The sequence below is a fragment of the Prevotella sp. LMAG:51 genome (assembly GCF_008680225.1).
GTDB classification, from domain to species: Bacteria; Bacteroidota; Bacteroidia; order Bacteroidales; family Bacteroidaceae; genus Prevotella; species Prevotella pectinovora.
Window position 1 is genome coordinate 63256 of record NZ_NALQ01000027.1, and the last position, 6335, is coordinate 69590.

Consider the following 6335-nt stretch of genomic DNA (forward strand, 5'->3'; position numbering starts at 1 on the left):
ACAAAACTACTCACAAATGAAATCAACAAGTCTGAGAATCATCCTCTCCCTGCTGCTCATCGCAATCACGGCGCAGGGAATTGAGGCGCGCAACAAATCAAAGGAGGTGTCGAAGAAGAAAGCCGCTGCATGGGTGGCAGAGGGAGAATGGAAAAACGGATTCGACGCCATGCCTGATGCCACGGTAAACCTGCAGGAGTTCTATGCGCAGTATCACAAGAACAAGGCTCAATGGGATGCAGCCTTCAAATGGCTCGCTGAAACCGATCTGCTGAATATCCCCAAAGGGAAACTCATGATACCGGGCACCAACATCCGTGCATCCATAGAAGACAGCAAGAACGAACCGCTGGAAAAGCGCAAGTCGGAATCCCACCGCAAGAAAATAGACTTCATGTATGTAGTTAAGGGCTCGGAGGGCTTTATGCTTCTCGACCACAACACCTCTACTCCCAACTGTGAATATAGTGAGGAGAAAGATGTGATACGCTACGATTACATTCCCGAGAAGTCTCATTTCTTCACATCCACTCCAAAGCGTTTCGTCATCTGTTTCCCTTCCGACTGGCACATAGCAAAGGTGAAAACACCATTCTCTGACCAGTCGTTGCGCGTCGTAGTGCTGAAGATAGACTATGTGGAATAAGCCATATTCATAAATTGATTGTGGTTATAAAAGCAAAAACTCACGGAAAAGTTTTGTAATCTCGCAAATAGTGACTATTTTTGCAGTCGCTAAAAAGGCAAAAGCCTTTCATGCGCAAGGTTTCGGGATGTAGCGCAGTTGGTTAGCGCACGCGTCTGGGGGGCGTGAGGTCGCTGGTTCGAGTCCAGTCATCCCGACAATACAAGGGTTAGGATATTGCGTTGCAATATTTTAGCCCTTGTCGCTTTTTGCCCAAACGGCCGATTTGGGGATTTTGGAAAATAGAGGGCGGAGACATTATTATATATAAAAGGAAAAGCCACCTACACGTCTCGTGCAAGTGGCTCGGATAGTTCTTTTATTTATATTTTCAAAGATGAAAACATATCCGCCAGACAGTAGACAAGCATACTTGAACAAAAATGGGCACGACGCTTGCCCAACAGGGGTACGCTGCTTTCTCATCAGGGGCACGCTGCTTGCCCCGGATGGGTAGAATTGCTGTCAGACGTCTGACCAATAAGTTAATGTTGTAATACCCATATTCCTGTTTTTCTGGATTCTGCTAGCGCATGCAATTCCTGCAGACTGAATTACTCACAGCTGACAATTCCTTTCGTCTGATATGACAATTCCTTTCATCAGCCAACCATCCAGACAATTGGCTGACAATCGGGTGACGGTCAACTGTCTGTTTGTTAGAGTGTTATGGCAAAAAACCAGATGATCTGACAGTTTCTGAGCATTTCTGGTTATTAGTCAATTTTGGTGGTAACATCTCTTCCATCTCAGTCTGCATAAAGAAGCGAATTCCTCAATTACATATTGCGCCAAAACTACTTCCCTCTACACCACCGGTCTTGCTGATTCGCTTCTGGTGTATTGTTTCGGGGTGATGCCGCAGACGTTGCGGAAGGCGCGGATGAAAGAGGAACTCAAGTTTCGGATTTAGATTTCAAGCCGTTTGAGCATACTCTCTAAGTGCAGCCAATCTCTTGTCATTCTCAATAATTTGGATGGTCAGTTCATCGGTGTCAGCACCAATGAGTTCTGAAACGACGGCTACCACCTCTATTATGATTGCCCATATCTTTTCAACCACCGTCAGTTCGTGTACTCCGAGATACATGTCACCGAACAGTCCTCCTATGGTGTCATAGTCGAGTGTTCTTTTTATTGAGGCAAGTATGTTGTAGCGTATCATGACCAATGAAACATGCGCTATATGGGCCGAAAAGTTTCGTGACGAGCAATCAGCAAGTCCAAGTAGATGCTTGCTGTCCGAGAAGAACACTTCTATGCTCCAACGCATGGAGTATATCTCGTAGGCACGCATAAAACGGAGGCTCAGATCTGTTGTAAGAAGTACTTTCCACGCTTCCTTTTTGCCTCTCTTGCAAAAGAATAATTTTACGGAACGTTTTCCAAGCACAACTTCAATTTCGGAATAATGGCAATGGTAGCGCCTGCTGTATTTCACTTCCTTCTTAGCCTTAAGTTTGGTGATTATGGCCTTGGCAGACAATTCTCCCCAATTAGTAGTCATATACTTGGTGTTGCCCATCTTTGCCATGCCGAGAAGATGGAATTTCTTGTGGCGGCGATAAACGAAATCAACCAGTTCGGTACATGTGAACCAGCTGTCAACCAGCAAGTAATCGAAAGGTATCTTGTTGCGTATCGCATCCTTCACCATATCCAAAAGTTTAACCCCCTTGCTCATAAAATACTCTTCCTTGCGTTTGGCAATATGGCACTTCTTGTCACGTTTGCGCTCATAACGACCGTTCCTCTGTTCTGAGGTAAGCCCTTGTTCCTTGCCTCCAATCTTGCCTTTCTCACCGTGAAGCGAGAAGTCGAGCATGAACTGCGTGCGGCCATCGCTCCAGCACAACATTAGAGCCTTGTAGCCGAGGATGCATTTCTGGTGTACATGCGAGAATATCTTGCCTATGGATTCAATATGCATGCCCGTCTTTGGAAGATCCGTGTCATCGGCTATCAGTACGGTTGGAAGCACACTCTTCTTATGGTCCTGGCGCACAGTCACTTTCGTCAGCAGCCAATTGGTTATGCGGTACACGACATTCCGCCAGTTGACATTGTCTTGTGACAGATATGAATAGAGGATATCTTTCTTACCGCCAAACATACGACACAGCACCGAACCATCATAATGGGAGAAGCCTTTGATTGCAAAGAATGGAAGCAGTAACAATATTTGGAACACTTGAAGGTTCGTCAACTGGCAGTTCTCACGTTTCAAGCCACCAAGGCTGCGGTTGTCCAAATTTAAGCCTTCAAGCAGGTGCGTAAATGTATCCATAACTATACTGCGACGTTTTTCTGAGAAAAAGTTGCGGATTTCTGAGGGAATATTTGTAATTTTGCTCATGGCTTTGAGTTTTGAGTAATGTTTTTTTGTCACATCTAATTTACTCATTTTCCGTGATATACGGAAATACTCAAAGCCTTTTTTATGAACTCATTCTAAATCCGAAACTTGAGTATATATTCTCTGCGGTCAAAACCAAATCTCTTGGTTTGATGTCAGAAACATCCCAAACGAAATAGATTTGATGACCGATGAGGAATGGGATAACTATGATCCTTAGCAAGAAAATGCGGATGCAATAATCGATATTGGCATGTGAAATAGGGGAAAAGATGATGAAAAGACAGTGAATAGTGGTGGTTTCGATGGAAAAACGTCTATTTTGTGTAAATTTTACGCAAAACGTTTTGTTGTTCAAAATAAACACATTACCTTTGAACTGCGTTCTTCCTCCTCCTTGCAAGGCATAGCCAAAACGAGCTTTGTCTCTGCTCTTGCTTAGAGCGTCGGTTGTGGCGTAAATTTAACTCAATAGGTATATGGGAAAGATAAACAAGACAGACGAAGAGTTGAAATACTGCTATAAGTACCCCCATCCGAGTGTAACGACCGACTGTGTCATCTTCGGATTTGACGGTACAAAGTTGAAGGTCCTTTTAGTGCAGCGAGGCATCGAACCTTACAAAGGGAGATGGGCCTTCCCAGGTGGATTCATGAATATGGACGAGAGTGCTGAGGAGGGTGCGCTGCGTGAGTTGCAGGAAGAGACAGGTTTGGAGGGTGCGTACATCCGGCAGTTCCATACCTTCACTGCTCCACAGCGTGACCCTCGTGAGCGTGTCATCACCATTGCCTACTATGCCTTGGTGAGGATGCAGGAGGTAAAGGGTAGCGATGACGCTGCTGATGCACGATGGTTTGCCTTGGACGAGGTGCCGCAGTTGGCTTTCGACCACGACCAGATACTCCGAAAGGCAGAACAGGCATTGCGTCAGCAGATACACTTTGAACCCATTGGCTTTGAACTGTTACCCGAAGAGTTTACCATCAAGGAATTGCAGAACCTCTACGAGGCCATACTGGACGTGCGATTCGACCGCCGTAACTTCTACAACAAGATGAAGCGGCTGGAAATGCTGGAACAGATGGATGAGACAGTAAACCCTTCGCAGAAGAAAGAAGCTTTCCTCTTCCGTTTCAACAGGGCGAAATATGAGGAGCTGAAGCAGAAGGGATTTAGATTGGAGTTTTAAATTATAATAGGAATTTATGTACAACAGAGCATACACCCCCGATAGGATTTCGGAATTGAAGGAGAACGAGATATTTGTGTTTGGCAGCAATTTGGCAGGTGCACATGGTGGCGGTGCTGCACGCTTGGCTTAGAACAAGTTTGGTGCCGTATGGGGCGAAGGCGTCGGGCTGCATGGTCAGACATACGCCATTCCTACCATGCAGGGTGGTGTGGAAACCATCAAGCCCTATATTGATGCGTTCAGCCGTTTTGCCAAAGAGCACAGCCGGCTCACGTTCCTCGTCACACGGATAGGTTGTGGTATAGCAGGATTCCGAGATGAGGAGATTGCGCCACTCTTTACGGATGCCATTGATGTGGAGAATATCATCCTTCCGAAGGAGTTTGTTGAAATTATATCACCGGATGGCGAACGTTGTTACAATCTTGAACGCTTCTTGACCGCGCATAAATATAACTACGAGAATGCCTTGCGGGAAATCATAGACGGACGCAAACGTACGCACTGGATATGGTTTATCTTTCCTCAGTTGACAGTGTTGGGGCGTAGTGCCAATGCCAAGTATTATGGCATCAGCGGGTATGACGAGGCAGAGGCCTACCTTGAACATCCCATACTGGGTGCAAGACTGAGGGAGATAACTATGGCACTGTTGCAACATCGTGGAGAGTCTGCGGTAGATATATTTGGCGATATAGATGCCGTAAAGGTTCGCTCCTGTATGACACTCTTTGATGCTGTTTCACCAGATGACATATTCCAAGAAGTGCTGGATACTTTCTATGGTGGAACGTATGACAAGAGGACGTTGGATTATATGTGATAGATGTAGGGTTACTTTTAACTCTATACTATAATAAATGTAATAATAAATAATGTAAGATGGACAAGAATATAATAAAAGACAGAATAAGAGGCTCGCTTATAGGCGGTGCCATTGGAGATGCGTTGGGCTATCCTGTTGAGTTTATCTATTCCTTCGGTGAGATACAACGTAGGTATGGCAGAAATGGTATTACACGACTCGATACCCATCAATGGTGGTTGGAAGAAGACGACGGCAATGGAAAGGCTGTAATATCTGACGACACTCAGATGACACTTTTCACAGCTTGTGGTCTGCTGAATGCTAAAGCTAAGGGAATGGCGCCAAGGTATGCCATTTGTTATGCATACATAGAATGGCTATTTACCCAGATCGGTTGGAAATCAAGACGATATTCCGACTGCTGGATAAGCAAAATACCTGAACTCCATAAACGTCGCGCTCCAGGCAATACATGTATCACGTCATTGAATGAGATTCTTGCAGGTAGAGAACCAAACAACGATAGCAAGGGATGCGGCGGTGTAATGCGCACTGCACCTGTAGCATTATATGGTGCCGTATGGAGAAACTCTGCAGAAGGAGAAGTTCCAGTAGGACGAATTTCAAATATCCAGGATGTCGATAGGCTTGCTGCCGAAGCGGCGGAAATAACCCATCAGCACCCATTAGGCTGGCTACCTTCTGCATTGGAAGCTCATGTAATCTATCGTCTGGTTCAGGCTGAAGCACCTACCGTGGAGGATTTTAAGAAGTATTTAGCCGAAGGTTATGAAACGCTGAATATGCTCTATCCTAAACAGCAGGAGAACATAGGCTATCTAAAGTCCCTGACGGATATGGCGCTCGTTCTTGTGGGAGCCACGACATCTGATGTCGAGAATATGGAGAAGATAGGCGGCGGTTGGGTAGGAGAAGAAGCTTTTGCCATGGCTGTCTATTGCACAGCTAAATACTTCGACAACTTCGAGAAGGCCATGATAGCTGCTGTAAACCATGCCGGCGACAGCGACTCTACAGGTGCCATAACGGGTAATATACTTGGTGCCGCCTTTGGCTACAATGCCATTCCGCCGCATTTCAAGAATGATGTGGAGTTGCACGACGTAATTTTGCACGTTGCCGATGATTTGTGGCGTGGAGAGACAACAGAGTTTTTAAATAAAAAATAGAAATTGTATCGCAATGAAATATGACAAGCAGAACTTGATAGATACAGCAAGGTCATTTGCACGAGATGACTTTGTGTTCTTTTGGGGACACACCGACAGA

Annotated in this window: 4 protein-coding genes, 1 tRNA gene and 2 pseudogenes; 6 read left to right on the forward strand and 1 reads right to left on the reverse strand. The window is 45.4% G+C overall.

The annotated features are described in order from the left end of the window. Nucleotides 1-16: 16 nt before the first annotated feature. Both CCC32_RS11125 and CCC32_RS11130 read left to right on the forward strand, forming a co-directional pair. Entirely contained in the window at nucleotides 17-646 is a 630-nt protein-coding gene (locus CCC32_RS11125) for a NanQ anomerase/TabA/YiaL family protein (RefSeq protein ID WP_022316652.1), read from the forward strand. 123 nt (nucleotides 647-769) lie between these two features. Then, a tRNA-Pro gene (locus CCC32_RS11130) sits at nucleotides 770-843 on the forward strand. Nucleotides 844-1601: 758 nt separating this feature from the next. Here CCC32_RS11130 and CCC32_RS11135 read toward each other — a convergent pair. Continuing rightward, on the reverse strand, nucleotides 1602-2972 hold the full coding sequence (locus CCC32_RS11135) for an IS4 family transposase (protein WP_287074543.1): 1371 nt from the start codon (nucleotides 2970-2972) through the stop codon (nucleotides 1602-1604). Nucleotides 2973-3520: 548 nt separating this feature from the next. Here CCC32_RS11135 and CCC32_RS11140 point away from each other — a divergent pair. From CCC32_RS11140 to CCC32_RS11155, 4 genes and pseudogenes are all read left to right on the forward strand, one after another. Continuing rightward, nucleotides 3521-4234 (forward strand): NUDIX hydrolase, encoded by a 714-nt coding sequence (locus CCC32_RS11140; protein ID WP_287074545.1) that lies wholly within the window; start codon nucleotides 3521-3523, stop codon nucleotides 4232-4234. Nucleotides 4235-4250: 16 nt separating this feature from the next. Next, a pseudogene (locus tag CCC32_RS11145) lies at nucleotides 4251-4634 on the forward strand (A1S_2505 family phage non-structural protein); the annotation flags it as partial. Between the two features lie 33 nt (nucleotides 4635-4667). Beyond that, nucleotides 4668-5060 (forward strand): annotated as a pseudogene (locus CCC32_RS11150) (DUF1810 domain-containing protein); the annotation flags it as partial. A gap of 59 nt (nucleotides 5061-5119) precedes the next feature. Further along, entirely contained in the window at nucleotides 5120-6235 is a 1116-nt protein-coding gene (locus tag CCC32_RS11155) for an ADP-ribosylglycohydrolase family protein (RefSeq protein WP_287074547.1), read from the forward strand. The last annotated feature ends 100 nt before the right edge of the window (nucleotides 6236-6335 follow it).